This is a genomic window from Pseudomonas alcaligenes (assembly GCF_041729615.1).
Classification (GTDB): domain Bacteria; phylum Pseudomonadota; class Gammaproteobacteria; order Pseudomonadales; family Pseudomonadaceae; genus Aquipseudomonas; species Aquipseudomonas alcaligenes_B.
In genome coordinates this window covers 3920202-3946736 of sequence record NZ_CP154874.1, presented here as the reverse complement: position 1 = coordinate 3946736, position 26535 = coordinate 3920202, and the positions used below count along the sequence as shown (strand labels likewise).

General features: G+C 66.9%; 26 protein-coding genes and 5 tRNA genes. 13 read left to right on the top strand and 18 right to left on the bottom strand.

Annotated features, from left to right (window positions below):
* Positions 1 to 76 precede the first annotated feature (76 nt).
* The 6 genes from AAG092_RS19155 to AAG092_RS19130 all read right to left on the bottom strand — a co-directional run bounded on the left by AAG092_RS19155 (position 77) and on the right by AAG092_RS19130 (position 3056).
* Positions 77 to 152, bottom strand: a tRNA-Glu gene (locus AAG092_RS19155).
* A gap of 48 nt (positions 153 to 200) precedes the next feature.
* Positions 201 to 276: transfer RNA gene (locus AAG092_RS19150), tRNA-Ala, on the bottom strand.
* A 43-nt stretch (positions 277 to 319) separates the two neighbouring features.
* Positions 320 to 395: transfer RNA gene (locus tag AAG092_RS19145), tRNA-Glu, on the bottom strand.
* A gap of 48 nt (positions 396 to 443) precedes the next feature.
* Positions 444 to 519, bottom strand: a tRNA-Ala gene (locus AAG092_RS19140).
* 110 nt (positions 520 to 629) lie between these two features.
* The gene (gene gltX / locus AAG092_RS19135) at positions 630 to 2114 is read right to left on the bottom strand and encodes a glutamate--tRNA ligase (RefSeq protein ID WP_373387914.1); all 1485 of its coding nucleotides are present in this window, start codon (positions 2112 to 2114) and stop codon (positions 630 to 632) included.
* 27 nt (positions 2115 to 2141) lie between these two features.
* Entirely contained in the window at positions 2142 to 3056 is a 915-nt protein-coding gene (locus tag AAG092_RS19130; protein ID WP_373387913.1) for a LysR family transcriptional regulator, read from the bottom strand.
* Between the two features lie 103 nt (positions 3057 to 3159).
* Here AAG092_RS19130 and AAG092_RS19125 point away from each other — a divergent pair, with 103 nt between their 5' ends.
* From AAG092_RS19125 to AAG092_RS19115, 3 genes are read left to right on the top strand one after another with little or no spacing between them, the layout of a single operon-like run.
* Positions 3160 to 4209 carry an HlyD family secretion protein gene (locus AAG092_RS19125; protein WP_373387912.1) on the top strand — a complete coding sequence of 350 codons (1050 nt, stop codon included), beginning with the start codon at positions 3160 to 3162 and terminating at the stop codon, positions 4207 to 4209.
* Positions 4210 to 4258: 49 nt separating this feature from the next.
* Complete coding sequence (locus AAG092_RS19120) at positions 4259 to 5749, top strand: MDR family MFS transporter (RefSeq protein ID WP_373389624.1); 1491 nt, start codon at positions 4259 to 4261, stop codon at positions 5747 to 5749.
* Between the two features lie 27 nt (positions 5750 to 5776).
* The gene (locus AAG092_RS19115; protein WP_373387911.1) at positions 5777 to 6670 is read left to right on the top strand and encodes an EamA family transporter; all 894 of its coding nucleotides are present in this window, start codon (positions 5777 to 5779) and stop codon (positions 6668 to 6670) included.
* A 111-nt stretch (positions 6671 to 6781) separates the two neighbouring features.
* On the opposite strand, the gene uvrB is transcribed toward AAG092_RS19115, so the two are convergent.
* Positions 6782 to 8797 (bottom strand): excinuclease ABC subunit UvrB, encoded by a 2016-nt coding sequence (gene uvrB, locus AAG092_RS19110; RefSeq protein WP_373387910.1) that lies wholly within the window; start codon positions 8795 to 8797, stop codon positions 6782 to 6784.
* Between the two features lie 167 nt (positions 8798 to 8964).
* Between uvrB and AAG092_RS19105 the strand changes: the two genes are divergently transcribed.
* Both AAG092_RS19105 and AAG092_RS19100 read left to right on the top strand, forming a co-directional pair.
* Positions 8965 to 10161 carry an amino acid aminotransferase gene (locus tag AAG092_RS19105; protein WP_373387909.1) on the top strand — a complete coding sequence of 399 codons (1197 nt, stop codon included), beginning with the start codon at positions 8965 to 8967 and terminating at the stop codon, positions 10159 to 10161.
* Between the two features lie 69 nt (positions 10162 to 10230).
* Positions 10231 to 10306 (top strand) — tRNA-Asn (locus AAG092_RS19100).
* A 594-nt stretch (positions 10307 to 10900) separates the two neighbouring features.
* Here AAG092_RS19100 and AAG092_RS19095 read toward each other — a convergent pair.
* Both AAG092_RS19095 and AAG092_RS19090 read right to left on the bottom strand, forming a co-directional pair.
* Positions 10901 to 11260 (bottom strand): DUF5064 family protein, encoded by a 360-nt coding sequence (locus AAG092_RS19095; RefSeq protein ID WP_110682093.1) that lies wholly within the window; start codon positions 11258 to 11260, stop codon positions 10901 to 10903.
* A 66-nt stretch (positions 11261 to 11326) separates the two neighbouring features.
* Entirely contained in the window at positions 11327 to 11644 is a 318-nt protein-coding gene (locus tag AAG092_RS19090; RefSeq protein WP_110682094.1) for a DUF2288 domain-containing protein, read from the bottom strand.
* Positions 11645 to 11970: 326 nt separating this feature from the next.
* Between AAG092_RS19090 and AAG092_RS19085 the strand changes: the two genes are divergently transcribed.
* The 8 genes from AAG092_RS19085 to AAG092_RS19050 all read left to right on the top strand — a co-directional run bounded on the left by AAG092_RS19085 (position 11971) and on the right by AAG092_RS19050 (position 19509).
* The gene (locus tag AAG092_RS19085; RefSeq protein ID WP_110682095.1) at positions 11971 to 13092 is read left to right on the top strand and encodes a branched-chain amino acid ABC transporter substrate-binding protein; all 1122 of its coding nucleotides are present in this window, start codon (positions 11971 to 11973) and stop codon (positions 13090 to 13092) included.
* Positions 13093 to 13209: 117 nt separating this feature from the next.
* Complete coding sequence (gene livH, locus AAG092_RS19080; protein ID WP_110682096.1) at positions 13210 to 14133, top strand: high-affinity branched-chain amino acid ABC transporter permease LivH; 924 nt, start codon at positions 13210 to 13212, stop codon at positions 14131 to 14133.
* Positions 14133 to 15389: a high-affinity branched-chain amino acid ABC transporter permease LivM gene (locus AAG092_RS19075; protein ID WP_110682097.1), complete on the top strand. Its 1257-nt coding sequence runs from the start codon at positions 14133 to 14135 to the stop codon at positions 15387 to 15389. Before livH ends, AAG092_RS19075 begins: the two co-directional genes overlap by 1 nt.
* The gene (gene livG / locus AAG092_RS19070) at positions 15386 to 16153 is read left to right on the top strand and encodes a high-affinity branched-chain amino acid ABC transporter ATP-binding protein LivG (RefSeq protein ID WP_110682098.1); all 768 of its coding nucleotides are present in this window, start codon (positions 15386 to 15388) and stop codon (positions 16151 to 16153) included. The genes AAG092_RS19075 and livG overlap by 4 nt, the downstream gene beginning before the upstream one ends.
* Positions 16154 to 16155: 2 nt before the next feature.
* Entirely contained in the window at positions 16156 to 16857 is a 702-nt protein-coding gene (locus tag AAG092_RS19065) for an ABC transporter ATP-binding protein (protein ID WP_110682099.1), read from the top strand.
* Between the two features lie 226 nt (positions 16858 to 17083).
* Complete coding sequence (gene sstT / locus AAG092_RS19060) at positions 17084 to 18295, top strand: serine/threonine transporter SstT (protein ID WP_373387908.1); 1212 nt, start codon at positions 17084 to 17086, stop codon at positions 18293 to 18295.
* A 90-nt stretch (positions 18296 to 18385) separates the two neighbouring features.
* A complete protein-coding gene (locus AAG092_RS19055; RefSeq protein WP_373387907.1) occupies positions 18386 to 19138 on the top strand; it encodes a carbon-nitrogen hydrolase family protein in 753 nt (250 codons plus the stop codon).
* A gap of 23 nt (positions 19139 to 19161) precedes the next feature.
* Positions 19162 to 19509, top strand: coding sequence for a hypothetical protein (locus AAG092_RS19050; RefSeq protein WP_373387906.1), 348 nt, complete (start codon positions 19162 to 19164; stop codon positions 19507 to 19509).
* Here AAG092_RS19050 and AAG092_RS19045 read toward each other — a convergent pair.
* Genes AAG092_RS19045 through AAG092_RS19005 form a run of 9 tightly spaced genes read right to left on the bottom strand, consistent with a single transcriptional unit; the run spans position 19503 to position 26531 of the window.
* Positions 19503 to 19895, bottom strand: a complete 393-nt coding sequence (locus tag AAG092_RS19045; RefSeq protein WP_373387905.1) for a DUF488 domain-containing protein — start codon at positions 19893 to 19895, stop codon at positions 19503 to 19505. The two genes, AAG092_RS19050 and AAG092_RS19045, sit on opposite strands and share 7 nt — an antisense overlap.
* Positions 19892 to 20209, bottom strand: coding sequence for a DUF5629 family protein (locus AAG092_RS19040; RefSeq protein ID WP_373387904.1), 318 nt, complete (start codon positions 20207 to 20209; stop codon positions 19892 to 19894). Before AAG092_RS19040 ends, AAG092_RS19045 begins: the two co-directional genes overlap by 4 nt.
* Positions 20210 to 20247: 38 nt before the next feature.
* Complete coding sequence (locus AAG092_RS19035; RefSeq protein ID WP_373389623.1) at positions 20248 to 21570, bottom strand: ATP-binding protein; 1323 nt, start codon at positions 21568 to 21570, stop codon at positions 20248 to 20250.
* A 41-nt stretch (positions 21571 to 21611) separates the two neighbouring features.
* Entirely contained in the window at positions 21612 to 22274 is a 663-nt protein-coding gene (locus AAG092_RS19030) for a response regulator (RefSeq protein ID WP_110682106.1), read from the bottom strand.
* A gap of 9 nt (positions 22275 to 22283) precedes the next feature.
* Positions 22284 to 22928, bottom strand: coding sequence for a tetratricopeptide repeat protein (locus AAG092_RS19025; protein ID WP_373387903.1), 645 nt, complete (start codon positions 22926 to 22928; stop codon positions 22284 to 22286).
* Complete coding sequence (locus AAG092_RS19020; protein ID WP_373387902.1) at positions 22925 to 23722, bottom strand: SDR family oxidoreductase; 798 nt, start codon at positions 23720 to 23722, stop codon at positions 22925 to 22927. Before AAG092_RS19020 ends, AAG092_RS19025 begins: the two co-directional genes overlap by 4 nt.
* Entirely contained in the window at positions 23709 to 24386 is a 678-nt protein-coding gene (locus AAG092_RS19015) for a TenA family transcriptional regulator (RefSeq protein WP_373387901.1), read from the bottom strand. Before AAG092_RS19015 ends, AAG092_RS19020 begins: the two co-directional genes overlap by 14 nt.
* An 8-nt stretch (positions 24387 to 24394) precedes the next feature.
* Positions 24395 to 25864, bottom strand: a complete 1470-nt coding sequence (locus AAG092_RS19010) for an AMP-binding protein (protein WP_373387900.1) — start codon at positions 25862 to 25864, stop codon at positions 24395 to 24397.
* Positions 25854 to 26531: a thermostable hemolysin gene (locus AAG092_RS19005; RefSeq protein WP_373387899.1), complete on the bottom strand. Its 678-nt coding sequence runs from the start codon at positions 26529 to 26531 to the stop codon at positions 25854 to 25856. Before AAG092_RS19005 ends, AAG092_RS19010 begins: the two co-directional genes overlap by 11 nt.
* Between the last annotated feature and the right edge of the window lie 4 nt (positions 26532 to 26535).

Sequence of the window (26535 nt, the reverse complement as noted above, 5' to 3'; positions counted from 1 at the left end):
TCAATGCAGAGGCCGGAAAAACAAAAGGGCCATTCCGAAGAATGACCCTTGAAGTCCGCAAAACGCGGAAAGAAAGTGGCGTCCCCTAGGGGACTCGAACCCCTGTTACCGCCGTGAAAGGGCGGTGTCCTAGGCCACTAGACGAAGGGGACAGAACCTTCGAAGAACAAGGCCAGCACTAGGCTGGCCTTGTCAGTGATTGGTGGAGCTAGACGGGATCGAACCGTCGACCTCTTGCATGCCATGCAAGCGCTCTCCCAGCTGAGCTATAGCCCCGGATTTTGCGTCTCTCGACGTGCAGTGCAGGCACTGCGTGAAGTGGCGTCCCCTAGGGGACTCGAACCCCTGTTACCGCCGTGAAAGGGCGGTGTCCTAGGCCACTAGACGAAGGGGACGAAACCTTCATTCACTCGAACGCGCTGGAATTCGTTCGGTGGCAAATTTGGTGGAGCTAGACGGGATCGAACCGTCGACCTCTTGCATGCCATGCAAGCGCTCTCCCAGCTGAGCTATAGCCCCGTCGCTTGGACGGGGCGCATATTAGGGGCGAGGTATTTGCCTGTCAACACAATTTTTCATCGGACCTGAAAAAATTCTGAAGGCAGAACAATCACTTACCCCTAACCTCCTCAGCCGCGAAAGCCCTCCAGCAGCTTCTTCCACTCCTTGGTCTCGCCATTGCTCACGCCGCCGAGCAGCTCGACGGCCTGGCGCAGGCGGAAGCGCGACAGGTCGGCGCCGAGGATTTCCATGGCATCCAGCACCGAGACCGAGCTGGCCTTGCCGGTGATGGCCGGGAAGATCAGCGGCATCAGATCGCGCAGCTTGAGGCCGAGGCCCTCGCAGACGAACTGGATGCAGCCGGTGATCTTCTCCTTGTCCCACTGGCGCAGCGCCTCCAGCTCCCAGAGCACCAGCTGCAGGGCCTGGCGCACTTGGTCCGGGGTCAGCTTCTTGTGCTCCAGCAGCTTGGCATCCAGCTGCACGCCGCCGCTGAAGAAGAAGCTGGACAGCGGCGCGATGTCGCTGAAGGTCTCGACGCGCTGCTGCACGTGCGGGGCGATCTGCATCAGGTACTGCGGATTGAACGCCCACTGCTGCACGCGCCGGGCGAACTCCTCCACCGGCAGCTCGCGCAGCCACTGGCCATTGAGCCAGGACAGCTTCTCGATATCGAAGATCGGCCCGCCGAGCGAGACGCGCGACAGGTCGAAGTGCTCGATCATCTCGGCCAGGGAGAACTTCTCGCGCTCGTCCGGCATCGACCAGCCCATGCGCCCCAGGTAGTTGAGCAGCGCCTCGGGCATGAAGCCCATGCGCTCGTAGAAGGTGATGCAGGTGGGGTTCTTGCGCTTGGACAGCTTGGACTTGTCCGGATTGCGCAGCAGCGGCATGTAGCAGAGCTTGGGCTGTTCCCAGCCGAAGTACTCGTACAGCTTGATCAGCTTGGGCGCCGATGGCAGCCACTCCTCGCCGCGCAGGACGTGGGTGATCTCCATCAGGTGGTCGTCGACCACGTTGGCCAGGAAGTAGGTGGGCAGGCCGTCGGCCTTCATCAGCACCTGCATGTCCATGCGATCCCACGGGATCTCCACGTCGCCACGCAGCATGTCCGGCACCACGCAGACGCCTTCGCTCGGCACCTTCATGCGCACCACGTGCGACTCGCCGGCGGCGATGCGCTGCTGCGCCTGTTCCGGGGCGATGTGCATGCAGTGGCCGTCGTAGCGCGGGGTTTCCTTCTTCGCCATCTGCTCGGCGCGCACCTGGTCCAGGCGCTCGGCGGAGCAGAAGCAGGGGAACGCGTGGCCCTTGGCGACCAGCTCGTCCGAGTACTTCTTGTAGATCGCGCCGCGCTCGCTCTGCCGGTACGGGCCGTGCGGGCCACCGACATCCGGACCTTCGTTCCACTCGATGCCCAGCCAGCGCAGGGCATCGAAGATCTGCTGCTCGGACTCACGGGTCGAACGCAGCTGGTCGGTGTCCTCGATGCGCAGGATGAACTCGCCGCCATGCTGGCGGGCGAAGCACAGGTTGAACAGGGCGATATAGGCAGTGCCGACGTGCGGGTCACCGGTCGGCGACGGCGCAATGCGGGTGCGGACTTTGGTCATGACAAGTCTCGGAAACGAAGGAGTGGTTCAAAGGTGCGATGTTAGCAGGCCGGCGCCCGCCGGCTCCAGCAGGCCGGCCTGCGGCAGGCTGGCCATGAGGAAGTCGAGGAAGGCCTTGACCTTCATCGCCTGGAAGCGCCGCGACGGGTACACCGCATACAGCTCGCCAGTGGGCAGGCGCGCTTCGGGCAGCAGCTCCACCAGCTGCCCCTCCTGCACCGCCACCTCGGAGATCATCACCGGCAGCGCGGCGATGCCGGCTCCGGCCAGCGCCGCCTCACGGGCCAGGGTGATGTTGTTGCAGGCCAGCACGCGCTGGCAGGCGATGCTTTCGCCGAGCAACGGCCAATGCCGCGGGGAATCCACCGGCAGGTGGATGGCGCGGTGCCCGGCCAGCTCCTGAACGGTGCGCGGCGTGCCGTGCTGTGCCAGGTAGGCGGGGCTGGCGCACAGGCGCCGGCGACTTTCGAACAGCTTGCGCGCGATCAGCGTGGAGTCGCGCGGCTGGCCGACCTGGATGGCAATGTCGACGCCCTCCTCCAGCGGATCGACATCGCGCGAGGTCAGCTCCACCTCGGCGCTGATCTGCGGGTACTGGCGCATGAACTCGCCCAGCACCCGACCGAGGAACAGCTGGCCGAACTCGATGGGCGCGCTGATCCGCAGCAGGCCGGAAGGCGCCTGCTGCAGCTGCATCACCGCCTGCTCGGCCTCGGCGAAGTCGAGCATGATCTGCCGGCAGCGCTCGTAGTAGGCCTGCCCCACCTCGGTCAGGCGCAGCTTGCGCGTGGTGCGGTTGAGCAGGCGCACACCGAGGCGCTCCTCCAGCAGGGCGATGCGCCGGCTCACCGTGGATTTCTGCATGCCCAGGCTCTGCGCGGCCTGGGTGAAGCTGTGGCACTCCACCACGCGGGTGAAGATCAAGGCATCATCCAGCCCCATTATTGTTCCCCATAAGCAACAAAGTTTGCGAATTCTACCGGCTACTTACTTAACAGCAACACTGTTAAATTTGCTTACACTCTGCCAGTCGTTCGAGTTCGCCATGCCCGCCCAGTTGCAACGCCGTCTGTCCGTCTTCGTCGCCCTCCTCGCCCTGATCGCCGCCGGCCTGTTCGGCCACTGGCTGCTGGTCGGACGCTTCCACGAAAGCACCGACAACGCCTACGTACAGGGCGAGATCACCCGCGTCTCCAGCCAGCTGGGCGCGCGCATCGAGCAGGTGCTGGTGGCCGACAACCAGCAGGTGGAGAAAGGCCAGCTGCTGCTGACCCTGGAGGCCGCCGACTTCCAGCTGGCCCTGGAGCGCGCCCGCGCCGCCCTGGCCACCCGCGAGGCGGAGCTGGCGCAGGCGCAGAGCCGCCTGGACCAGCAGGCCAGCCTGATCGCCGCCAGCCAGGCCGATGTCGCCGCCGGGCAGGCCACGCTCGCACGCACCCAGATCGACCTGTCCCGCGCCCAGACCCTGCGCAAGCCGGGCTACGTCTCCGAAGAAAGGGTCACCACCCTGTCCGCCGACAGCCGCGTGGCCCGCTCGCAGCTGTCCAAGGCCGAGGCCGACCTGGCCGCCCAGCGCCAGCAGGTGGATGCCCTGCAGGCCGAGGTCAAGCGCCTCGAAGCGCAGATCGCCAACGCCCGCGCGGAGATCGCCCAGGCCGAGCTGAACCTGGCGCGCACCGAGATCCGCGCGCCGATCAGCGGCACCATCGGCCAACGCTCCGCCCGCACCGGCCAGGTGGTGCAAGCCGGCGCCTATCTGCTGTCGATCGTGCCGAGCGACGCCATCTGGGTGCAGGCCAATTTCAAGGAAACCCAGATCGGCCGCATGCAGGTCGGCCAGAGCGCCGCGCTGGTCTTCGACGCCTACCCGGACACGCCCATCGAGGGCCGCATCGACAGCCTGTTCGCCGCCTCCGGCGCGCAGTTCAGCCTGCTGCCACCGGACAACGCCACCGGCAACTTCACCAAGGTGGTGCAGCGCATCCCGGTCAAGCTGACCTTCGCCGCCGACAACCCGCTGGCCGGCAAGATCCGCCCCGGCATGTCCGTGGAAGTGAGCGTGGATATCGCCAGCGACGCCCGTCATGGCGGCTGATGCGCTGATCCGCCCGGTCGGCGAGCCGAGCCGGCGCGACTGGATCGCGGTGATGAGCGCCATGCTCGGCGCCTTCATGGCGGTGCTGGACATCCAGATCACCAACTCCTCGCTCAAGGACATCCAGGGCGCGCTGTCGGCCACCCTGGAGGAAGGTTCGTGGATCTCCACCTCCTATCTGGTGGCCGAGATCATCATGATCCCGCTCACCGCCTGGCTGGTGCAGCTGCTCTCGGCGCGACGCCTGGCGGTATGGGTGTCGCTGGGCTTCCTCGCCTCCTCGCTGCTCTGCTCGCTGGCCTGGAACCTGGAAAGCATGATCGTCTTCCGTGCCCTGCAGGGCTTCACCGGCGGCGCGCTGATTCCCCTGGCCTTCACCCTGACCCTGATCAAGCTGCCCGAGCACCACCGGGCCAAGGGCATGGCGCTGTTTGCCATCACCGCCACCTTCGCGCCCTCCATCGGCCCCACCCTGGGCGGTTGGCTCACCGAGAACTGGGGCTGGGAATACATCTTCTATATCAATGTGCCGCCCGGCCTGCTGATGATCGCCGGCCTGATGTATGGCCTGGAGAAGAAGGCGCCGGACTGGCAGCTGCTGAAGAGCACCGACTACGCCGGCATCGTCACCCTGGGCCTCGGACTGGGCTGCCTGCAGGTATTCCTCGAGGAGGGCCATCGCAAGGACTGGCTGGAGTCGCAGCTGATCGTCGGCCTGGGCAGCGTGGCTCTGGTCAGCCTGGTGCTGTTCGTCATCCTGCAGCTGTCGCGCGACAACCCGCTGATCAACCTGCGCATCCTGCGCGAGCGCAACTTCGGCCTCACCAGCATCGCCAGCCTGGGCATGGGTCTGGGACTGTACGGCTCGATCTACCTGCTGCCGCTGTACCTGGCGCAGATCCAGGGCTACAACGCCCTGCAGATCGGCGAGGTGATCATGTGGATGGGCCTACCGCAGCTGTTCATCATCCCGCTGGTGCCCAAGCTGATGAAGGTGATCTCGCCGAAGTGGCTGTGCGCCGCCGGCTTCGCCCTGTTCGGCGCCTCCAGCTTCTTCTCCGGCACACTCAACCCGGACTTCGCCGGCGAGCAGTTCAACCATATCCAGATCATCCGCGCCCTCGGCCAGCCGCTGATCATGGTGACCATCTCGCTGATCGCCACCGCCTACATCCAGGCACAGGACGCCGGCTCCGCGTCGAGCCTGTTCAACATCCTGCGCAACCTCGGTGGCGCCATCGGCATAGCCCTGCTCGCCACCCTGCTCGACAGCCGCGCCAAGACCTACTTCGACTACCTGCGCGAGGCCCTGGTACCGGGCAACCCGCAGGTCGACGAGCGCCTGGCCCTGCTCACCAAGCAGCTCGGCAGCCCGCAGGCGGCGCTGGGCAAGCTCAGCGAGATCACCCACCAGCAGGCCAGCATCATGGCCTACAATGACGCCTTCCATTTCGTCGGCCTGGCCCTGGCCATCAGCATGCTCGCCGTGCTGCTGACCCGCAGGCTGCCCGCCGGCGCCACCGGTGGCGCGGCGCACTGAGCCCGCCACCCTGCTTCTGGTTGCACCATGCCTGCCTCGCGTTACCGCTCGTTCCTGCTGATCGGCGCCTTTCTCGTCATCTATATCGGCTGGGGCACCACCTACCTGGCCAACCACTTCCTCCTGCGCGAGCTGCCGCCCTTCGTCATCGGCACCCTGCGCTTCTGCCTGGCGGGGCTGTTGGCGCTGCTCTGGGTGGCGGCGCGTGGCGCGCTGCGGGTGCAAGTCAGCGACTGGGGCGGTGCGCTGATCGGTGGCCTGCTGCTGATCGCAGTCGGCCAGGGCGCGCTGATCTATGCCAACCAGCACCTGCCGACCGGCATGCTGGCCATCCTCTATGCCTCGCTGCCGCTGTGGAGCGTGCTGCTGGAGTGGCTGCTGCAGGACCGCCCGCCACTCTGGGTGGTGCTTGGACTGGCCATCGCCAGCGCCGGCATAGTGCTGCTGATGGGCGGCGGCCTGAGCGCAGCGGCCGGCCCCATGCAGTGGCTGTCCGGCGCCCTGGTGCTGCTGGCCACCCTGCTCTGGGCCGTCGGCGCCTGGTGGCTGCGCCAGCGCGCGCCCTTTGCCTCGCCGGCCACCGGGCTGGGCCTGCAGATGCTGATCGGCGCACTGGTGCTGGGCGGCCTGGGACTCTGGCATGGCGACTGGCAGGCCGTGCAGCTCGGCGCGCTGTCCATGCAGGGCTGGCTGTGGCTGATCTACCTGGTGCTGCCGGTCAGCCTCGGCGTGTACCCGGCCTATTTCTGGCTGCTGCGCGAAGTGAAGCCGAGCCTGGTGTCGACCTTCGCCTTCGTCAACCCGGTGGTGGCGCTGCTGCTCGGCTACCTGATCCTTGACGAACGCCTGAGCCTGTCCGCCGGCATGGCCTGCGCGGCGGTGCTGGTCGGGGTGTCGATGATCATCTTCGGACGGCGCTAAGCCCCCGTAGGGCGGGTAAAACCCGCGAGCCTCGACCGCTACGCTACGCCTTCCCTGTAGCCCGGATGCAATCCGAGGACGCTTCCCGGATTGCATCCGGGCTACAGGAGCTCAGACCTGCAGCAGGCGGTCACGCAGCTTCTGGATCTCGTCGCGCAGCTGTGCAGCGGCCTCGAATTCCAGGTCGCGGGCCAACTGGTACATCTTCTCTTCCAGCTGGCGGATGCGCTTGCTGATCTCGCTCGGCGAGCGCAGCTCGGCTTCATAACGGGCGCTCTCCTCGGCTGCCTTGGCCGCGGCCTTGCGCTTGTTGCTGCGCGCCCCCGGCACCACGGCGCCTTCGAGGATGTCGCGGATATCCTTCTTGACCCCCTTGGGCACGATACCGTTGGCCTCGTTGAAGGCCAGCTGCTTGTTGCGCCGCCGCTCGGTCTCGCCGATGGCGCGCTCCATCGAGCCGGTCATGTTGTCGGCATAGAGGATGGCCTTACCGTTGAGGTTGCGCGCGGCGCGGCCGATGGTCTGGATCAGCGAGCGCTCGCTGCGCAGGAAGCCTTCCTTGTCCGCATCGAGGATGGCCACCAGCGACACCTCGGGCATGTCCAGGCCTTCGCGTAGCAGGTTAATGCCCACCAGCACGTCGAAGGCGCCGGTACGCAGGTCGCGGATGATCTCCACCCGCTCCACCGTGTCGATGTCCGAGTGCAGGTAGCGCACCTTGACGTCGTGGTCGGCCAGGTAGTCGGTGAGGTCCTCGGCCATGCGCTTGGTCAGGGTGGTGACCAGCACCCGCTCCTCGACCGCCACGCGCTTGCGGATTTCCGACAGCAGGTCGTCGACCTGGGTACGCGCCGGGCGCACCTCGATCTCGGGGTCGACCAGGCCGGTGGGGCGCACCACCTGTTCGATCACCCGCCCGGCGTGCTCGGCCTCGTAGGGGCCAGGCGTGGCGGAGACGAAGATGGTCTGCGGGCTGGCAGCCTCCCATTCCTCGAAGCGCATCGGCCGGTTGTCCAGCGCCGACGGCAGGCGGAAACCGTACTCGACCAGAGTTTCCTTGCGCGAGCGGTCGCCCTTGTACATGGCACCGATCTGCGGAACGGTGACGTGGGATTCGTCGATCACCAGCAGCGACTCGGCCGGCAGGTAGTCATAGAGAGTGGGCGGCGGCTCGCCCGGCGCGCGACCGGAGAGATAGCGCGAGTAGTTCTCGATGCCGTTGCAGTAGCCCAGCTCGAGAATCATCTCCAGGTCGAAACGGGTGCGCTGTTCCAGGCGCTGCGCCTCCACCAGCTTGTTGTTGGCGCGCAGATAGTCCAGGCGCTCCTTGAGCTCGACCTTGATGTGCTCCACCGCCTCCAGCAGCGTCTCGCGCGGGGTCACGTAGTGGCTCTTGGGGTAGAAGGTGAAGCGCGGCAGCTTCTGGATCACTTCGCCGGTCAGCGGATCGAAGGCCGCCAGGCTCTCCACCTCGTCGTCGAACAGCTCGACACGGATCGCCTCCAGGTCCGATTCGGCCGGGAAGATGTCGATCACGTCGCCACGCACACGGAAGGTGGCGCGGGCGAAGTCCATGTCGTTGCGGGTGTACTGCAGCTCGGCCAGGCGGCGCAGCAGCGCGCGCTGGTCCATTTTGTCGCCGCGGTCGATGTGCAGCACCATCTTCAGATACTCCTCCGGGCTGCCCAGGCCGTAGATGGAGGAGACGGTGGCGACGACGATGGCGTCCGGCCGTTCGATCAGCGCCTTGGTCGCCGACAGGCGCATCTGCTCGATGTGGTCGTTGATCGAGGCGTCCTTCTCGATGAAGGTGTCCGAGGCCGGTACATAGGCCTCCGGCTGGTAGTAGTCGTAATAAGAGACGAAATACTCCACCGAGTTGTTCGGGAAGAAGCTCTTGAACTCGCCGTACAGCTGCGCCGCCAGGGTCTTGTTTGGCGCCAGCACCAGGGTCGGCCGCTGCACCTGGGCGATCACGTTGGCGATGCTGAAGGTCTTGCCCGAGCCGGTCACGCCCAGCAGGGTCTGGTGCGACAGGCCGGCCTCCAGGCCCTCGACCATCTGGCGGATCGCCTCGGGCTGATCGCCGGCAGGCTTGAAGCGGGTGACGAGCTGAAACTGCGACATGATCAATCCTCTGTGACGCGCCGCCGCGGCGAGCGTCAAAGCTTGGAATTGCGCGCTGGCGCTGTCGCCGCGCACAACCGGGGTGGCTATAATAGCGGCCCCTTTATGCAACCCCCTAGCGGGCGTTGCCGCATCCCAACCTTCTCCTCTCCGAGACCGCCGCAATCATGAGTCTGTTCTCCGCCGTCGAAATGGCGCCGCGCGACCCGATCCTGGGCCTGAATGAAGCCTTCAACGCCGACCCCCGTCCGAACAAGGTCAACCTGGGCGTGGGCGTTTACTTCACCGAGGAGGGGCGAATTCCGCTGCTGCGCGCCGTGGCCGAGGCCGAGAAGGCGCGCATCGAGGCCCATGCGCCGCGCGGCTACTTGCCGATCGAAGGCATCGCCGCCTACGACAGCGCCGTGCAGAAGCTGCTGTTCGGCGCCGACTCCGCCCTGCTGGCCGAAGGCCGCGTGGTCACCACCCAGGCCGTCGGCGGTACCGGCGCACTGAAGACCGGCGCCGACTTCCTCAAGCGCCTGCTGCCGAACGCCGTGGTCGCCATCAGCGACCCGAGCTGGGAAAACCACCGCGCGCTGTTCGAGTCCGCCGGCTTCCCGGTGCAGAACTACCGCTACTACGACGCCGCGACCAACGGCGTGAACCGCACCGGCCTGCTGGAAGACCTGCAGAACCTGCCGGCCCACTCCATCGTCGTGCTGCATGCCTGCTGCCACAACCCGACCGGCGTCGACCTGAACCTGGACGACTGGAAAGCCGTGCTGGAAGTGCTGCGCGAGCGCGAGCACGTGCCCTTCCTCGACATCGCCTACCAGGGCTTCGGCGAGGGTATCGACCAGGACGCCTTCGCCGTGCGCCTGTTCGCCGAATCCGGCCTGCCCTTCTTCGTCTCCAGCTCGTTCTCCAAGTCCTTCTCGCTGTATGGCGAGCGCGTCGGCGCGCTGTCCATCGTCACCGCCAGCAAGGACGAAGCCGGCCGCGTGCTGTCGCAGGCCAAGCGCGTGATTCGCACCAACTACTCCAACCCGCCGACCCACGGTGCCACCGTAGTCGCCAGCGTGCTCAACAGCCCCGAGCTGCGCGCGCTGTGGGAGCAGGAACTGGGCGAGATGCGCCAGCGCATCCGCGACATGCGCCTGGCCATGGTCGAGCAACTGGCCGCCCTCGGCGCCAAGCGCGACTTCAGCTTCGTTGCCCGCCAGCGCGGCATGTTCTCCTACTCCGGCCTGACCGCCGAGCAGGTCGAGCGCCTGAAGACCGAGTTCGGCATCTACGCCGTCGGCACCGGTCGCATCTGCGTCGCCGCGCTGAACCGCAACAATCTGGATGCGGTGACCCGCGCCATCGTCCAGGTGCTCTGAGACAAATCGGGGAAGTCGCCCTCCAGGTGTTGACTTCCCCTTTTTAATCAGTAGGATACGCACCGCTGTTCCGCGATAGCTCAGTCGGTAGAGCAAATGACTGTTAATCATTGGGTCCCTGGTTCGAGTCCAGGTCGCGGAGCCAAATTCAAAAGCCCTAGGTGAAAACCTGGGGCTTTTTTATTGCCTGCCGGACTCTCACCAGGGACTATGTCCCCGGTTATTCGGCCTGCGGCCTCACCCCTTCGGGGCCGCGCTGAAGCGCGTTCGGCTAGCGCCGTCGAGTCCAGGTCGCGGAGCCAAATTCAAAAGCCCCAGGTGAAAACCTGGGGCTTTTTTATTGCCTGCCGGACTCTCACCAGGGACTATGTCCCCGGTTATTCGGCCTGCGGCCTCACCCCTCCGGGGCCGCGCTGAAGCGCGTTCGGCTAGCACCGTCGAGTCCAGGTCGCGGAGCCAAATTCAAAAGCCTCAGGTGAAAGCCTGGGGCTTTTTTATTGCCTGCCGGACTCTCACCAGGGGCTGCGTCCCCGGTTATTCGGCCCAAGGGCCTCACCCCTTCGGGGCCGCGCTGAAGCGCGTTCGGCTGGCGCCGTCGAGTCCAGATCGCGGAGCCAAATCCAAAATCCCGGGTGAAAACCGGGGCCCCCTTGTTTCCACACGGTGTTACCGACCCGGCATTCCCCCACAACAGAACAAGCCCCGCAGATGCGGGGCTTGTTCTGTTGCGATGCCTGGGTCAGAGCCCATCTTTTTCCAGATGATCGAAGTTCACCGCCTCACCCGGCTTGGCACCCAGCTTGTTGCGAATGTCCACGAACATCCGATCGAACTCGTCGTGGCCACGCATGATCAACGAGTGATTGGTCGGCAGACCGTGCTTGGCGGCGACCCGGCTGGCCACGCTGGCAAAGTTGAAGGCGGTGTCGCGATGCAGGGAGAACTCGTCCTTGAACGCCCGGCCGAGTATCTGCCCCTCCATGCGGAAGTGGACCATCTGCCCCTCTTGGGGATCGTGGCGCACCTCATAGAAGAGGTCCACGGCGTAATCGATCTGGCCTGGCAGGCTGGCCCTATGCAAATGCCCCGGTTCGAACATGGCGGCTCTCCTTGCTGGTCGGAAAGCTCATTCTAGACCAGCATTGCCGCGCGCAAATGACCTCGATCAGTGCAACGCTGCACCAGCACCACGCTCCTGGATCAGCACCCAGGGCGCCACCACCACGGCCCATAGCTCCGGGTCCCGCTCCAGGTAATCCTGCGCCTGGGGTTCATCGACCTTGGCCACCTGCCCCGCCTGCAGCCAGGCGGCGACCTTGTCACCCTGATCCTCGGCCACGGCCTGCGCGACCTCGACCAGATCCAGCGCGGGACTAACCCACAGCAACTGGCCGCGGGCGAAGAAGGGCTGCAGCTCCTGCCAGGCAATCTTGGCCGTTTCGCCAAGAAGCTTGGCATAAAGGGTGCTTGCTTGATCTGTCATGACTTGCCCTGTGTAGAAATCACCCGAATGGGTCAGCGGGCGCCATGATAGCGCCCGCCCTACGACTGGCAAGTCGAGCCCTTAACCTCACACCGGCAGAAGGACCTTCCAGTCACAAAAAAACGCGCCGTTATTCTGTACGTTTATTTCAATTAAGCGACACCGCCCCCGCATGCCTCCAACTGTGTGCTTTTCAAGCCGCAAAACAGGGTTCTACACTGTGCCGGTACAGTTGCCGGGCGTGTGGCCGGGGGAGTTTTAGCCGGTCCTGCAGCTTTGGCCGCATGGATTACAAGAACGAACAACACAAATAAGAGTGGAGCACTATGAAACAGGCTACCAAGCAAGTGACCAAGCTGTTCGCCGCCATGGCCCTGGCTGGCGCCGCCAGCTATTCGATGGCCGCTGACACCATCAAGATCGCTCTGGCCGGTCCGGTGACCGGTGCCGTTGCCCAGTACGGCGAAATGCAGTTCATCGGTGCCGAAATGGCCATCGAGCAGATCAACAAGGCCGGCGGGGTGAACGGCGCGATGCTCGAAGGCGTCAAGTACGACGACGCCTGCGATCCGAAGCAGGCCGTGGCCGTGGCCAACAAGATCGTCAACGACGAAGTGAAATACGTCGTTGGCCACCTGTGCTCCAGCTCCACTCAGCCGGCGTCCGACATCTACGAAGACGAAGGCATCCTGATGATCACCGCGGCCTCCACCAGCCCGGACATCACCGCCCGCGGCTACCAGCTGGTGTTCCGCACCATCGGCCTGGACAGCCTGCAAGGCCCGACCGCCGGCAACTTCATTGCCGACCACGTCAAGCCGCAGACCGTTGCCGTCGTGCACGACAAGCAGCAGTACGGTGAAGGCATCGCCACCGCGGTCAAGCAGACCTTGGAAGGCAAAGGCACCAAGGTTGCCGTGTTCGAAGGCATCAACGCCGGCGACAAGGACTTCTCCTCGCTGATCTCCAAGCTCAAGCAGGCCAACGTCGACTTCGTCTACTACGGCGGCTACCACCCGGAGCTGGGCCTGCTGCTGCGCCAGGCCGCCGAGAAAGGCCTGAAAGCCAAGTTCATGGGTCCGGAAGGCGTGGGTAACAAGGAAATCTCCGCCATCGCCGGTCCGGCCTCCGAAGGCCTGCTGGTGACCCTGCCGAAGTCCTTCGACCAGGATCCGAAGAACCAGGCACTGGTCGAGGCCTTCAAGGCCAAGAACCAGGACCCGAGCGGCCCGTTCGTGTTCCCGGCCTACGCCGCCGTGCAGGTCATGGCCGAAGGCATGAAGAAGGCCGGCAGCACCGACACCGACAAGGTCGCTGCCGCGCTGCGCGCCAACAGCTTCGAGACCCCGACCGGCACCCTGGCCTTCGACGAGAAGGGTGACCTGAAGGACTTCAGCTTCGTGGTCTACGAGTGGCACCAGGACGGTACCAAAACCGAAGCCAAGTAAGCTTCCCGCCTGAACCCAAAGCCCACTGCGCGAGCAGTGGGCTTTGTTTTATCGAGTTTTCCGGCCATCCGTCGCGTCACAAGCGCCGCTTTACGGACCGCGCCGAGGAGTTAGGTAATGCCTGAGCTCTATCACTACCTGCAACAGCTGGTTAACGGTCTGACCGTTGGCAGCACCTATGCCCTGATCGCCATCGGCTACACCATGGTCTACGGCATCATCGGCATGATCAACTTCGCCCACGGCGAGGTGTACATGATTGGCTCGTACGTGGCCTTCATCGTCATCGCCGGGCTGACCATGATGGGGCTGGACAGCCTCCCCCTGCTGATCATCGGCGCCTTCGCCGCCAGCATCATAGTCGCCAGCGCCTACGGCTACAGCATCGAACGGGTGGCCTACCGGCCGCTACGCGGCAGCAACCGCCTGATCCCGTTGATCTCGGCCATCGGTATGTCGATCTTCCTGCAGAACGAAGTGCTCCTCGCGCAGGATTCGAAAGACAAGGCCATTCCCAACCTGATCCCCGGCAACATCGTGTTCGGCGAGAGCACCATGAATGGCGTGGTGATCTCCTACATGCAGATCCTGATCTTCGTCGTCACCTTCCTGGTGATGTACGGCCTGACCATGTTCATCTCCAAGTCCCGCCTCGGTCGCGCCTGCCGCGCCTGTGCCGAGGACATCAAGATGGCCAACCTGCTGGGCATCAACACCAACAACATCATCGCCCTGACCTTCGTCATCGGTGCCACCCTGGCCGCCGTGGCCGCGGTGCTGCTGGGCATGCAGTACGGCGTGATCAACCCGCACATCGGCTTCCTCGCCGGCATCAAGGCGTTCACCGCCGCCGTGCTCGGTGGCATCGGCAGCATCCCGGGCGCCATGCTCGGCGGCCTGGTGCTGGGCGTGGCCGAGGCCTTCGGTGCCGACATCTTCGGTGACCAGTACAAGGACGTGGTGGCCTTCAGCCTGCTAGTGCTGGTGCTGCTGTTCCGTCCGACCGGCATCCTCGGCCGTCCGGAGGTCGAGAAAGTATGATGACCAAGAACCTCAAGACCGCCTTCTTCAGCGCCCTGCTGGTGCTGGCCGTGGCCTATCCGGTGCTCGGCCTGAAGCTGACCACCGTCGGCATCAAGCTGGAAGTGCACGGCGCCAGCCCGGCCGTGCTCTGGACCATCGCCGCGGCGGCCGTGGCCATGTTCTTCTGGCAACTGTTCCGTGACCGCATCGGCAGCGCCTGGGCCAGCGTACCCAGCATGCCGAAGGTGCCGGCCAGTACGAGCAACTTCCTCACCCTACCCTCCACCCAGCGCTGGATCATCCTCGGCCTGATCGTGGTCGCCCTGGCCTGGCCGTTCTTCGGCAGCCGCGGCGCCGTGGACATCGCCACCCTGATCCTGATCTACGTGATGCTCGGCCTCGGCCTGAACATCGTGGTCGGCCTGGCCGGCCTGCTCGACCTGGGTTACGTCGGCTTCTATGCCGTGGGCGCCTACAGCTATGCGCTGCTGTCGCACTACTACGGCCTGGGCTTCTGGGAATGCCTGCCGATCGCCGGCCTGATGGCCGCCTTCTTCGGCTTCATCCTCGGCTTCCCGGTGCTGCGCCTGCGCGGCGACTACCTGGCCATCGTCACCCTTGGCTTCGGCGAGATCATCCGCATCCTGCTGCGCAACATGACCGAGGTCACCGGCGGCCCCAACGGCATCAGCAACATCGAGAAGCCGACCCTGTTCGGCCTGTCGTTCGAGCGCCGTGCCGCCGAGGGCATGCAGACCTTCCACGAGTTCTTCGGCGTCGCCTACAACTCGATCAACAAGGTGATCTTCCTCTACCTGATCGCCCTGCTGCTGGTGCTGCTGACCCTGTTCGTGATCAACCGCCTGCTGCGCATGCCGATCGGCCGCGCCTGGGAAGCGCTGCGCGAAGACGAGATCGCCTGCCGCGCGCTGGGCATGAACCCCACCGTGATCAAGCTGTCCGCCTTCACCCTGGGTGCCACCTTCGCTGGTTTCGCCGGTAGCTTCTTCGCCGCCCGCCAGGGTCTGGTCACCCCCGAGTCCTTCACCTTCATCGAGTCGGCGATCATCCTCGCCATCGTCGTACTGGGTGGCATGGGCTCGCAGCTCGGCATCATCCTCGCCGCCGTGGTGATGATCCTGCTGCCGGAACTCGCCCGCGAGTTCAACGAGTACCGCATGCTGATGTTCGGCGCCCTGATGGTGCTGATGATGATCTGGCGTCCGCAGGGCCTGCTGCCCATGCAACGCCCGCACCTGGAGTTGAAACCATGAGCCGCCCGATTCTCGAAGTCAGCGGGCTGACCATGCGCTTCGGCGGCCTGCTGGCCGTCAACAATGTCGCCCTAACCGTGCAACCCAAGCAGGTGGTGTCGATGATCGGCCCGAACGGCGCCGGCAAGACCACCGTGTTCAACTGCCTGACCGGCTTCTACCAGCCCACCGGCGGCGTGATCCTGCTCGACGACGAGCCGATCCAGCACCTGCCGGGCCACAAGATCGCCCACAAGGGCGTGGTGCGCACATTCCAGAACGTTCGCCTGTTCAAGGAAATGACCGCGGTGGAGAACCTGCTGGTGGCCCAGCACCGCCACCTCAACACCAACTTCCTCGCCGGCCTGCTCAAGACCCCGAGCTTCCGCCGCAGCGAGAAGGCGGCCATGGAGTATGCGGCGCACTGGCTGGAAGAGGTCAACCTCACCGACGTGGCCAACCGCCCGGCAGGCACCCTGGCCTACGGCCAGCAGCGCCGCCTGGAGATCGCCCGCTGCATGATGACGCGCCCGCGCATCCTCATGCTCGATGAGCCGGCGGCCGGCCTCAACCCCAAGGAAACCGAGGACCTCAAGGCGCTGATCGGCATGCTGCGCGACGACCATGACGTCACCGTGCTGTTGATCGAACACGACATGCACCTGGTCATGAGCATTTCCGACCACATCTACGTGATCAACCAGGGCACCCCCCTGGCGGACGGCACACCGGAGCAGATCCGCAACAATCCGGACGTGATCAAAGCCTATCTGGGGGAGGCGTAAGCATGCTGAGTTTCAACAACGTCTCCACCTTCTACGGCAAGATCCAGGCCCTGCACGACGTCAGCATCGAAGTCGAGAAAGGTGAAATCGTCACCCTGATCGGCGCCAACGGCGCCGGCAAGTCGACCCTGCTGATGACCCTGTGCGGCAACCCGCGCGCGTCCAGCGGCAGCATCCGCTACATGGGAGAGGAACTGGTCGGCCAGGAATCCTGCGACATCATGCGCAAGAGCATCGCCGTGGTGCCGGAAGGCCGTCGCGTGTTCGCCCGCCTGACCGTCGAGGAAAACCTGGCCATGGGCGGCTTCTTCGGCAGCAAGGCGGACAACCAGGAGCAGCTGGACAAGGTCCTGCACCTGTTCCCGCGCCTCAAGGAGCGCTTCGAGCAGCGCGCCGGCACCATGTCCGGCGGCGAACAGCAGATGCTCGCCATCGGCCGCGCGCTGATGAGCAAGCCCAAGCTGCTGCTGCTCGACGAACCGTCCCTGGGCCTGGCGCCGATCATCATCCAGCAGATCTTCGACATCATCGAACAGCTGCGCAAGGATGGCGTAACCGTGTTCCTGGTCGAGCAGAACGCCAACCAGGCGCTCAAGCTGGCCGATCGCGCCTATGTGCTGGAAAACGGGCGCATCGTCATGCAGGGCACCGGCGCCGACCTGCTGGTCGACCCCAAGGTACGCGACGCCTACCTCGGCGGCTGATGTTCGTGGCTCGAATGAAAACGGCCCCTCGCGGGCCGTTTTCATTTGCCCAGCTGACGGAAGGCGGACAGCCACCGCCACGAGCCATTAGAATCGCCGCCTTGTTTTTCTCCTGCGCCTGTCGCGACCCGACCGGCCCACGAAAACCGGCAGCCGCCAACCCGGCCTGCCGCCCAACGGGATCTCGCCCATCGGCGAGCCCGTCGAATCACAGGAACCTCCACCCATGCTCCTTCGCCCCCTCGTACAGCTGCTCAACCGCACCAGCCTGGTCCTGCAGATCGCCATCGGCCTGGTCGCCGGCATCCTGCTGGCCCTGCTCCTGCCGCAGGCCACCGAAGAAGTCGGCTTCCTCGGCACCCTGTTCATCTCCGCCCTGAAGGCCGTGGCGCCGGTGCTGGTGTTCATCCTGGTGGCCTCGGCCATCGCCAACCACAAGCCGGGCCAGCCCACCCATATCCGCCCGATCCTGATGCTGTACCTGATCGGTACCCTGGCTGCCGCCATCGTCGCGGTTATCGCCAGCAGCCTGTGGCCCTCGACCCTGGTGCTGCATGATGCGGCCACCGGCACCACGCCGCCCGGCGGCATCGCCGAAGTGCTCAAGACCCTGGCGCTGAACGTGGTGGACAACCCGGTCAACGCCCTGCTCAAGGGCAACTTCGTCGGCATCCTGGCCTGGGCCATTGGCCTGGGCATCGCCATCCGCCACGGCAGCGAGACCACCCGCGCGATCTTCGCCGACCTGTCCCACGGCGTGACCCTGATCGTCCGCGTGGTGATCCGCTGCGCCCCGCTCGGCGTGTTCGGCCTGGTCGCCACCACCTTCGCCGACGCAGGCCTCAAGGCCCTGGCCGGCTATGCCCAGCTGCTCGCCGTGCTGATCGGCTGCATGCTGTTCGTCGCCCTGGTGGTCAACCCGCTGATCGTGTTCAGCCAGATCCGCCGCAATCCCTACCCGCTGGTGTTCACGTGCCTGCGCGAGAGTGGCATCACCGCCTTCTTCACCCGCAGTTCGGCGGCCAACGTGCCGGTCAACCTGCAGCTGGCCGAGCGCCTGGGCCTGCACGAGGACACCTACTCGGTGTCCATCCCGCTGGGCGCCACCATCAACATGGCCGGTGCCGCCATCACCATCAGCGTGCTGACCCTGGCCGCCGCCAATACCCTGGGCATCGCCGTGGACATGCCGACCGCCATCCTGCTCTGCGTGGTCTCGGCGGTGTGCGCCTGCGGTGCCTCCGGCGTGGCCGGCGGCTCGCTGCTGCTGATCCCGCTGGCCTGCAGCCTGTTCGGTATCCCCGCCGAGGTGGCCATGCAGGTGGTGGCCATCGGCTTCATCATCGGCATCCTGCAGGACAGCGCCGAGACCGCGCTGAACTCCTCCACCGACGTGCTGTTCACCGCCGCCGCCTGCCTGGCCCGCGACAAGGCCTGACAGCAGCGCTGCAAAGCAAGCCGCCCGCGAGGCGGCTTTCTTTTGCCTGCGGATTGGTTAACCCTAAGCACTCGTTCAAGAGCCCTGCCCATGCCCAGTCTCTGCCTAGCCGCCGCCCAGAGCTTGTCCATTCCCGGCGACCTGGCCGCCAACATCGAACGCCACTGCGCCTTCGTCCAGGCGGCAGCCACGGCCGGTGCCCAGCTGCTGCTGTTTCCCGAGCTGTCGCTGAGCGGCTACGAGCCCGAACGGGTCGCCAGCTGCGTGGTCGACCCGGCAGGCCCGGCCCTGGCTCCGCTGCGCGAACTGGCGCAGCAGAAAAAGATGATCCTGATTCTCGGCGCGCCGCTGGCCAGCGGCAGCGAGCGTCCGCATATCGGCGCCATCGTGCTGTTCCCCGATGGCAGCCATGCCACCTACCACAAGCGCCATCTGCACCCCGGCGAGGAACGCTGGGCCAGCGCCGGCGACGCCGCGAGCTGCAGCTTTGCCCTCGGGGCCGAGCGCTGCGCCCTGGCCATCTGCGCCGACACCGGCCATGCCGAACATGCCGCCGCAGCGGCGGCGACCGGTGCCTCGCTGTACCTGGCCGGCGTGCTGATCTCGAAGCAGGGCTATGCCACCGACAGCGCCACCCTGCAGGGGCATGCGGCCCGGCATGGCTTCGGCGTACTGATGGCCAACCATGGCGGCCCCTCGGGTGGTTATGCGGCGGCCGGGCGCAGCGCGTTCTGGGATGCGCGCGGGCAGCTGGTCGGCGCCACCGAGGGCCCTGGCGAACAGCTGCTGATCCTGCGCGGCCAGCCCGACGGCGCCTGGAGTGCGCAACGACTCACCCCATGAAACCCCGGAAAAGGATCTTTCCCATGCACAAGTTCCGACTCGCCCTGCTGCTCTCGCTGCTCGCCGGCACCGCCCATGCCGGCTGCGGCGAGGGCCGCGGCACCTGTTACTACTACAAGAAAGGCGAATTGCAGAGCCAGGGCGCCTGCGCGGTGACCACCTGCGCGGCCACCGACCAGTACTTCTTCACCCACTGGGACTGGGACAGCGGCAACAAGGTGCGCATCGACTGGGACACCAAGGCCCAACAGCTGCTGGTCAACGGCAAGCCGGGCTACAGCCTGGTGCTGCCCTACAAGGACGAGAAGATGATCTGCTATGCCGTCGCCGGGAACGACGAGCTGGTGTGCAACGATTCCGGCAACTACTGATCCGCGTAGCACACCGGCGAGCTGGGCGGCCCGCGCCGTTCCAGCTCCTCTTCGAGGAACTCGACCAGCACCCGCGCGTTGTTGTGCCGCTCGTCGCGGGCGGCGAACAGCAGGGTCAAGTCGCCCTTGCCCGCCCGCTCCAGCAGGCCCTGCCAGCGCTCGGGATGGGCCGCCAGCTCAGCGCGGTAGAGCAGGCGGAACTCGTCGAACAGCGCCGGATCGTGGCAGAAGCCCTTGCGCAGGGCCTCCGAGGGCGCCACCTCCTTGAGCCAGGCGTCCAGCGCCAGGCTCTCCTTGCGGCAGCCGCGCGGCCAAAGACGGTCGACCAGCACGCGCGCGCCATCCTCGGCCTCGACCGGCAGGTAGACGCGCTTGCAGCGGATCACGGCTGCCCGGCCTCCTCCGGCTCGTCGTCATCGTCGTTGTCGGCGCTGATCGCACCCAGACAGATCAGCTCGTGGCTGCCGGAGGCAGTCGCGATGCGCCAGCTGTCCGGCACCTCGCCGGCCACGGCCGCGGCCACCTCCGCCGCGCTGAAATCCCACACGCGGCGGGTACGCCCGTCCATGCACTCGACGCGCAGCTGCAGCTGCTCGCCACTGGCCTGCTCGTGCAGGTCGAACTGCCAGGCATGCAGGCCGTCGATCAGCAGCATGTCGGCGCGCTGCAGTTCCTGCAGCAGGTTGGGGGTATCGCTCATGGCGCTCATCCATTCGAAATCCAGGCCGGCATGATACTTCAGCCGAGCCTGGGCAGCGCCAGGGTGGCCTGCAGCCCGCCGCCGTCGCGGTTGGCCAGCTGGATATCACCGCCATGGCGGCTGGCGATGGTCTGTACGATGGCCAGGCCGAGGCCGGCGCCCTGATGACCGCCGCGGCTGAAGAAGCGCGAGAAGACGTGCGGCAGGTCCTCGGCGGCAATCCCCGGGCCCTGGTCCTCGACCCGAAGCAGCACGCGCTGTGCATCGCCCTGCAGGAGCACGCGCACCCGGCCGCCGGCCGGCGAGAAGTTCACCGCGTTGGTCACCAGGTTCTGCAGGGCGATGCCCAGGCTGCCGGCGTCGCCGCGCACGCGGAAGTCGCCCTCGCCCGCCTCCAGGTCCAGCTCCAGACCCTGCTTGAGCACCCAGGGGGTCAGCTCGGCCAGGGTTTCGCGGGCCAGCGCCCGCAGGTCGAGCGGCTCCAGGCTGTCCGCCGGCAGCGCCGGCTCGACCCGGGCCAGGGTCAGCAGCTGGTTGACCACGCGGGTGGCACGGTCGATGCCGCCGACCAGGAAGCCCAGCGCCTGTCGGCGCGTCTCCTCGTCGCCCGCCTGCAGGGCGTTCTGCACGTGCACGCGCAGCACCGCCAGAGGGGTGCGCAGTTCGTGGGCGGCGTCGGCGATGAAGCGCCGCTCGCGCTCCAGTACCTGATCGATCTGCGCCAGCAGGCGGTTGAGCGCGGCCTGCATCGGCGCCAGCTCGCTGGGCAACGGCTCCAGCTGCAACGGTTGCAGCGAGTCGGCGTGCCGCGCGCGGATCACCGCCGCCATGTTGCGCAGCGGCGCCAGGCCCCAGCCGATGGCCCACCACAGCAGGGCAGCGAGGATCAGGCTGCCGACCAGGGTCGGATACAGGGTATGGCGGACGATGCTGGTCACCAGTTCGCGGCGCACGTCGTCGCGCTCGCCGGTCCAGATCAGCAGGCCCAGCTCGTCGTCGCGCAGGGTGAAGCCGCGCCACTGGTGGCGCTCGACGAGCAGGTCGGCGAAGCCCGGCGTCAGCGGCGGCCCGGCCAGCTGCGGCGCGCTGGCGCTGCGCACCAGGACCTCGCCGGCGTCGTTCCAGGCCTGGAAGGCCAGCTTGCTCTCGTAAGGGTGCCCCGGCTTGCGCTGACCGGCCTGGGCCAGGGCCGCGTTGAAGGCGGCATAGAGGCCGGCGCGCTCGCCGTCCTGCACCGGCGTGCGCATCACCCCCTGCAGCAGGCGCGCGGTATGGGCCAGCTGGGCGTCGTAGATTTCCTCGACCTCGTGGGTGCTGTCGAAGTAGTTGAACAGGGTCACGGCCAGGGCGCCGAGCAGCATCAGGCTCAGCACCAGGGCCAGGGTGCGGCGGCGGATGGAGATCACGACTGCTCCTCAACCAGGTAGCCGACGCCGCGCACGGTGCGGATCAGGCCGCTGAACAGCTTCTTGCGCAGGTGGTGGATATGCACCTCCAAGGTATTGCTCTCGGCCTCCTCGTCCCAGCCATACAGCGACTGGGCCAGGCGCTCGCGGGTCAGTACCTTGCCCGGCTGCGACAGCAGTTCGTGCAGCAGCAGGTACTCCTTGGGCGTCATCGGCACGGCACGGCCCTGGTAGGTGACCTGCTGCGAGGCCGGGTCGAGGCACACCCCGGCATGCTCGATGCGCACCTGGGCGCGCCCGGCGCTGCGGCGCAGCAGCGCGCGCAGGCGGGCCTTGAGTTCGTCGAGGTCGAAGGGCTTGACCAGATAGTCGTCGGCGCCGGCATCCAGGCCGGCGATGCGGTCGCCGGTGGCATCGCGCGCGGTGAGGATCAGCACCGGCAGGGCCGAACCGCTGGCCCGCAGCTGGCGCAGCACCTGGAGGCCATCCAGGCGCGGCAGGCCGAGGTCGAGCACCAGCAGGTCGAACTCCTCGCTGAGCAGCGCGTGCACGGCGCTGGCGCCATCCTCCAGCCAGTCCACCGTGTAGCCTTCCTGGCGTAGCCCCAGGCGCACGCCCTCGCCCAGCGCCCTGTCGTCCTCGACCAGCAACAGCCGCATGTAGCCCCCTCAGTCCAGTTCCTGGTTCACCGCCTGCAGCAGCTTCTCGATCTCGCCGCGCCGGCCCCGGTCGGCCAGCTCGCGGCCCGCGCGTGGCGGTGCCTGCAGGGCCTGCTGCAGCGCCTCCCGGGCCTGCGCGTACCGGCCCTGACGGTACAGGTGGTCGCCCCAGAAATACAGTGGGTCGATGCCTCTGGGGTTGATGCGCAGGGCCTGCTGCAGCAGCTCCTGCGCCTTGTCCTCGTCGCCGAAGCCGATCGGCCAGCCCGGCACCCGATCGTACAGGGTGCCCAGGCTAGTGTAGGCCGAACCCTGCAGGGCCTGGGGATCGAGGGCCAGGCCCTGCTCCAGGAAAGCCCGTGCCTGCTTGGCCTTGCCCAGGGCACCCAGCCCGCCTTCGGCACCGGCCCAGCTGCTGGTGACGATGCCGCGCCAGATCCAGGCCTCGGCGGCCTGCGGCTGCTCGCGGGTGAAGTCCTCGCTGGTGGCGGCCAGGCGCTCGAAGGCCTTGGCCCGCTCGGCCTCGGGCAACTCGTACTGGATCTGCGCCCAGCGCGTCTGTACTTCGCGCAGGCGCTGGCTGCCGGCCTCGTCCAGGGCCCAGGCCGGCAGGCTCAGGGCGCAGGCGAGCAGCAAGGTGAGCAACTTGTTCATCGGGGCATCTCCTTGTGGGTGAATTTCTGGATCAGCGGTAGCTGCTTGCGCAGCGCGCGGTCGACCAGGCCGGGGAACAGGCCGTTGAGGCGCACGAAGAAGCGCTCCGGCCAGCCCAGATAGAGCTCGCTGCGGTCCGCCTCGATGGCGGCGATCACCGCGGCGGCGACGTTCTGCGGCGGGTCCATGGCGACTTTCAGCGCGCTGTTCAGCGCCACCGCCTGGCTGCTGTTCATAGGTGTGCGGGTGGCGCGCGGCGCCACGTAGAGCACGCCGACGCCGGTGTCCGCCAGCTCGCGGCGCAGCGCCTCGGAGAAGCCGCGCAGGGCGAACTTGCTGGCGCAGTAGGTGGCGTAGCCGGCATAGCCGATGGAGCCGTAGATCGAGCCGACATTGACCAGCAGGGCCTGGCGCTGCTGGCGCAGCAGCGGCAGCAGGGCGCGGGTCAGCTGCACGCTGGCGACCAGGTTGAGGCCGAGCATCTCGGCGATCTCCTGATCGCCCAGCTGCTCGAGCATGGCGAAACGGTTGACCCCGGCCGCGTTGATCAGCAGGTTCAGCCCGCCCAGGCCGCGCGCGGCCTCCACCACCGCCTGGCGCCCGGCCGCCTGGCTCAGGTCAGCCTCGATGCGCCGCAGCTGCTGCGGGTAGCGCCGCGCCAGGTCGTCCAGCGCGCCGCCCTGGCGGGACACGGCGAGCACCTGGGCACCGCCGGCGCAAAGCCGCTCGGCCAGCGCCAGGCCGATGCCGCCGCTGGCGCCGGTGAGCAGCGCGCGGCACTCAGGCAGTCGCATGCTGCACCTCCGGCACCGCCCGCGGCAGGCCGCGGAACATGTCGGCATAGAGGCGGTAGACCACCTTGCTGACGTGGATCACCGCGGCCTTGTCCTCCTCGCGCTGCAGCTGGTTCATCAGGTTGCGGTAGTGCTGCATGTGGCCGATATCCAGCGCGCCGTGGGAGAACAGGTAGCTGAAGGCCTCCTTGGGCAGGCCCAGACGGTTCTGGATGGTGCCGGCGGCCTGGGTCGCCAGGGCGATGCTGGTGCCCTCCAGCACGTTGACCATGCCGAACAGCCCCACCGGATTGCCGCGAGCGATGCAGTCGTACAGGTAGCTGACCATCAGCTCGATGGCCTGGCTCGGCTGGCCGTTGCGCACCGCCTCGGCATCGCCGCCACAGGCGCGGATGTCGTCGAGGATCCACTGCTCGTGGCCGTACTCCTCGTCGATGTATTCGCATACCGCCTTGCGCAGCCACTCCATGCCGGCCGGCAGGCGCGCGCCGCAGGCCATCATCAGCGGCACGGTGTGGCGCACGTGGTAGTAGGCCTGGGTCAGGAAGGCGATGTAGCCCTCCAGGCTGACCTGGCCGGCGATGGCCTCGCGGATCACCGGCACGCCGAACAGGGCCTCGCGCTCGGTCTGGGTGGCGGCTTGCAGTTCGTCGAAGAAATTCATGGTGGACCTCATACGGGTTGTGGTTCGTGAAAAAGCTCGCGGTAGCGCGCCAGGATGGCGTCGCGCCGGGGGCGACCATTGGCCGTGAGCAGACCATTGGCCGGAGTGAAGGGTTGTTCCAGGCGGCGCCAGCGGCCGACCCGGGCATAGTCCGGCAGGCCGGCGTTGGCCTGCTGCACGGCGGCCTCGATGGCGGCGTCGCTGCTGTACGGGTCGAGTGGCCAGAGCAGCGCCAGGTTTTCCGGCAGGCCTTCGCCATGCACGAAGGCCTGGGCCAGCACGCCGTTCTGGGTCAGCTCGGCCTCGACCCACTCGGGATTGACGTTGCGCCCGAAGCTGGTGACGAACTGGTGCTTCTTGCGCCCGCGCAGGTACAGGTAGCCGTCGGCATCGAACTCGCCGAGGTCGCCGGTGGGCCACCACTCGCCGGCGAACGGCGGCTCGCCCAGATAGCCAAGCAGCACCGGGCCGGCCACCAGCACTTCGCCGTCCTCGGCCAGGCGCACGCGCACATGCGGCAGCGGCCGACCGACACTGCCGGGGCGGTTGGCACCGGGTCGATTGAGGCAGACCACCGAGGCGCATTCGGACAGGCCGTAGCCCTGATACACCGGCAGGCCCAGGCGGGCGGCACGGGCCAGCAGCTCGTCCGCCACCCGCGCGCCGCCGACGGCGACGAAGCGCAGGCCGCCGTGCGGCATGGCACCACGTTCGATGGCGCTGACCAGGCCGAGCAGCAGCTGCGGCACCAGGATCAGGCTCTGCGCCCCGCGCGCCACCAGCATGCCGAGCAGGCGCGGCCAGTCCACCCCGCTGGCGCCCTGGATGCCCAGCTGGCGCTGCGACGGCAGGCTCAGGGTAGCGCCGGCCAGCAGCGCCGCGTAGCAGCCGAGGTTCTCCAGCAGCACGGCCAGCGGCAGTACCGCCAGATACTGCTGCGGCGCCGTATCGCGGCTGGCCGCCTCCAGCTCGCCGGCGACCTGCAGCATGGCCGCGGCGCTCAGGCACACGCCCTTGGGCGTGCCGGTGGTGCCGGAGGTGTAGGTGATCTTCGCCGTGCCCGGCGGCAGCTGGACGGCCGCGCCCGGCTCGTTCAGACGCCAGAAATGGCCATCGGCGTGAAAGCCACAGGCGCGCAGTTCCTCGTCCATCGCCGCTTCGCCGAGCACCAGGCTGGCGCCGCTCTGGCGCAGGCAGTGGGCACGCTGGGCCGGGCTGAAGAACGGCGGCAGGATCACGCAGGCGCTACCGGCGAACAGCCCGGCCAGGTCCCAGAGCAGGACCTCGGGGCCGTTCTCCAGGGCCAGGGCGAACACCGCGCAGCCCTGCTGGCGCAGCAGTTGCTCGCGCCGCTGCACCTCTTCCCACAGTTCGGCGTAATCCACCCGTTGCTCATCGCCCCACAGCGCCAGGCGCCCGGGTTGGCGCTCGGCGTGGTCACGCAGGCTGTCTTTCAGGCGTTGCAGTTCAGGCTGCATGGGGCGCCTCCGCACAGGGCAGGAGAAACCCCAGACGCTGCAGCACGCCCTGCTCGCACAGCTGGCGGTAGCCGAGCTGGATATTGCCGGCGAACACCTGCGGACGCTGCTCGTAGTACTGGCCCCAGGCGTGGCGCTGCTCGCCCAGGCGCTGCGGATCGGCCTCGCACAGGCGCAGCGGCGCCAGGCCGAGGCGACGGAAACTGTTGATCAGGCCGGCGGCGCCGGTGAACACCACCCATTGCAGGCCACGGCGGGCCAGCAGGCAGGTCATGGCGATGATGATCAGGCGCGCGTTGCCGGGGCTGCTGGCGGCCAGGTTGCCGACCTCGACGATTTCCCGGCGCTCCACCGGGCGCTCGGCCAGGCGGGCGATCACCTGCTCCACCGGCTGCTGCAGGTACTGTTCGAGAAACAGCGCCTCCTGCTGCGCCAGGCGCGTGCCACAGACCGCGGTCAGCTCATCCTGCGCCGTGTGCAGGCCGAACAGCTCGGGCATGAAATGGCTGATGCGGGCCCCGTGCGCCGCGTTGAAGCGCTCACGGACGAAGGCCTCGAAGAGGTCGCGCTGGGCGTTGGCAGGGGTCGCCAGGTTGATGCGCGACTGGCCCTGCGGATCGCTGCCGAAGTGCAGCGGGAAAGCGTTGTTCCATTCGGATTGACTCATCGGA

Coding starts and splice junctions, on each gene's coding strand:
- gltX (WP_373387914.1), bottom strand. CDS start 2,114: ATGACCAAAGTCCGCACCCGCATTGCGCCGTCGCCGACCGGTGACCCG.
- AAG092_RS19130 (WP_373387913.1), bottom strand. CDS start 3,056: ATGGGGCTGGATGATGCCTTGATCTTCACCCGCGTGGTGGAGTGCCAC.
- AAG092_RS19125 (WP_373387912.1), top strand. CDS start 3,160: ATGCCCGCCCAGTTGCAACGCCGTCTGTCCGTCTTCGTCGCCCTCCTC.
- AAG092_RS19115 (WP_373387911.1), top strand. CDS start 5,777: ATGCCTGCCTCGCGTTACCGCTCGTTCCTGCTGATCGGCGCCTTTCTC.
- uvrB (WP_373387910.1), bottom strand. CDS start 8,797: ATGTCGCAGTTTCAGCTCGTCACCCGCTTCAAGCCTGCCGGCGATCAG.
- AAG092_RS19105 (WP_373387909.1), top strand. CDS start 8,965: ATGAGTCTGTTCTCCGCCGTCGAAATGGCGCCGCGCGACCCGATCCTG.
- AAG092_RS19095 (WP_110682093.1), bottom strand. CDS start 11,260: ATGTTCGAACCGGGGCATTTGCATAGGGCCAGCCTGCCAGGCCAGATC.
- AAG092_RS19090 (WP_110682094.1), bottom strand. CDS start 11,644: ATGACAGATCAAGCAAGCACCCTTTATGCCAAGCTTCTTGGCGAAACG.
- AAG092_RS19085 (WP_110682095.1), top strand. CDS start 11,971: ATGAAACAGGCTACCAAGCAAGTGACCAAGCTGTTCGCCGCCATGGCC.
- livH (WP_110682096.1), top strand. CDS start 13,210: ATGCCTGAGCTCTATCACTACCTGCAACAGCTGGTTAACGGTCTGACC.
- AAG092_RS19075 (WP_110682097.1), top strand. CDS start 14,133: ATGACCAAGAACCTCAAGACCGCCTTCTTCAGCGCCCTGCTGGTGCTG.
- livG (WP_110682098.1), top strand. CDS start 15,386: ATGAGCCGCCCGATTCTCGAAGTCAGCGGGCTGACCATGCGCTTCGGC.
- AAG092_RS19065 (WP_110682099.1), top strand. CDS start 16,156: ATGCTGAGTTTCAACAACGTCTCCACCTTCTACGGCAAGATCCAGGCC.
- sstT (WP_373387908.1), top strand. CDS start 17,084: ATGCTCCTTCGCCCCCTCGTACAGCTGCTCAACCGCACCAGCCTGGTC.
- AAG092_RS19055 (WP_373387907.1), top strand. CDS start 18,386: ATGCCCAGTCTCTGCCTAGCCGCCGCCCAGAGCTTGTCCATTCCCGGC.
- AAG092_RS19050 (WP_373387906.1), top strand. CDS start 19,162: ATGCACAAGTTCCGACTCGCCCTGCTGCTCTCGCTGCTCGCCGGCACC.
- AAG092_RS19040 (WP_373387904.1), bottom strand. CDS start 20,209: ATGAGCGATACCCCCAACCTGCTGCAGGAACTGCAGCGCGCCGACATG.
- AAG092_RS19035 (WP_373389623.1), bottom strand. CDS start 21,570: ATGCTGCTCGGCGCCCTGGCCGTGACCCTGTTCAACTACTTCGACAGC.
- AAG092_RS19030 (WP_110682106.1), bottom strand. CDS start 22,274: ATGCGGCTGTTGCTGGTCGAGGACGACAGGGCGCTGGGCGAGGGCGTG.
- AAG092_RS19025 (WP_373387903.1), bottom strand. CDS start 22,928: ATGAACAAGTTGCTCACCTTGCTGCTCGCCTGCGCCCTGAGCCTGCCG.
- AAG092_RS19020 (WP_373387902.1), bottom strand. CDS start 23,722: ATGCGACTGCCTGAGTGCCGCGCGCTGCTCACCGGCGCCAGCGGCGGC.
- AAG092_RS19015 (WP_373387901.1), bottom strand. CDS start 24,386: ATGAATTTCTTCGACGAACTGCAAGCCGCCACCCAGACCGAGCGCGAG.
- AAG092_RS19010 (WP_373387900.1), bottom strand. CDS start 25,864: ATGCAGCCTGAACTGCAACGCCTGAAAGACAGCCTGCGTGACCACGCC.
- AAG092_RS19005 (WP_373387899.1), bottom strand. CDS start 26,531: ATGAGTCAATCCGAATGGAACAACGCTTTCCCGCTGCACTTCGGCAGC.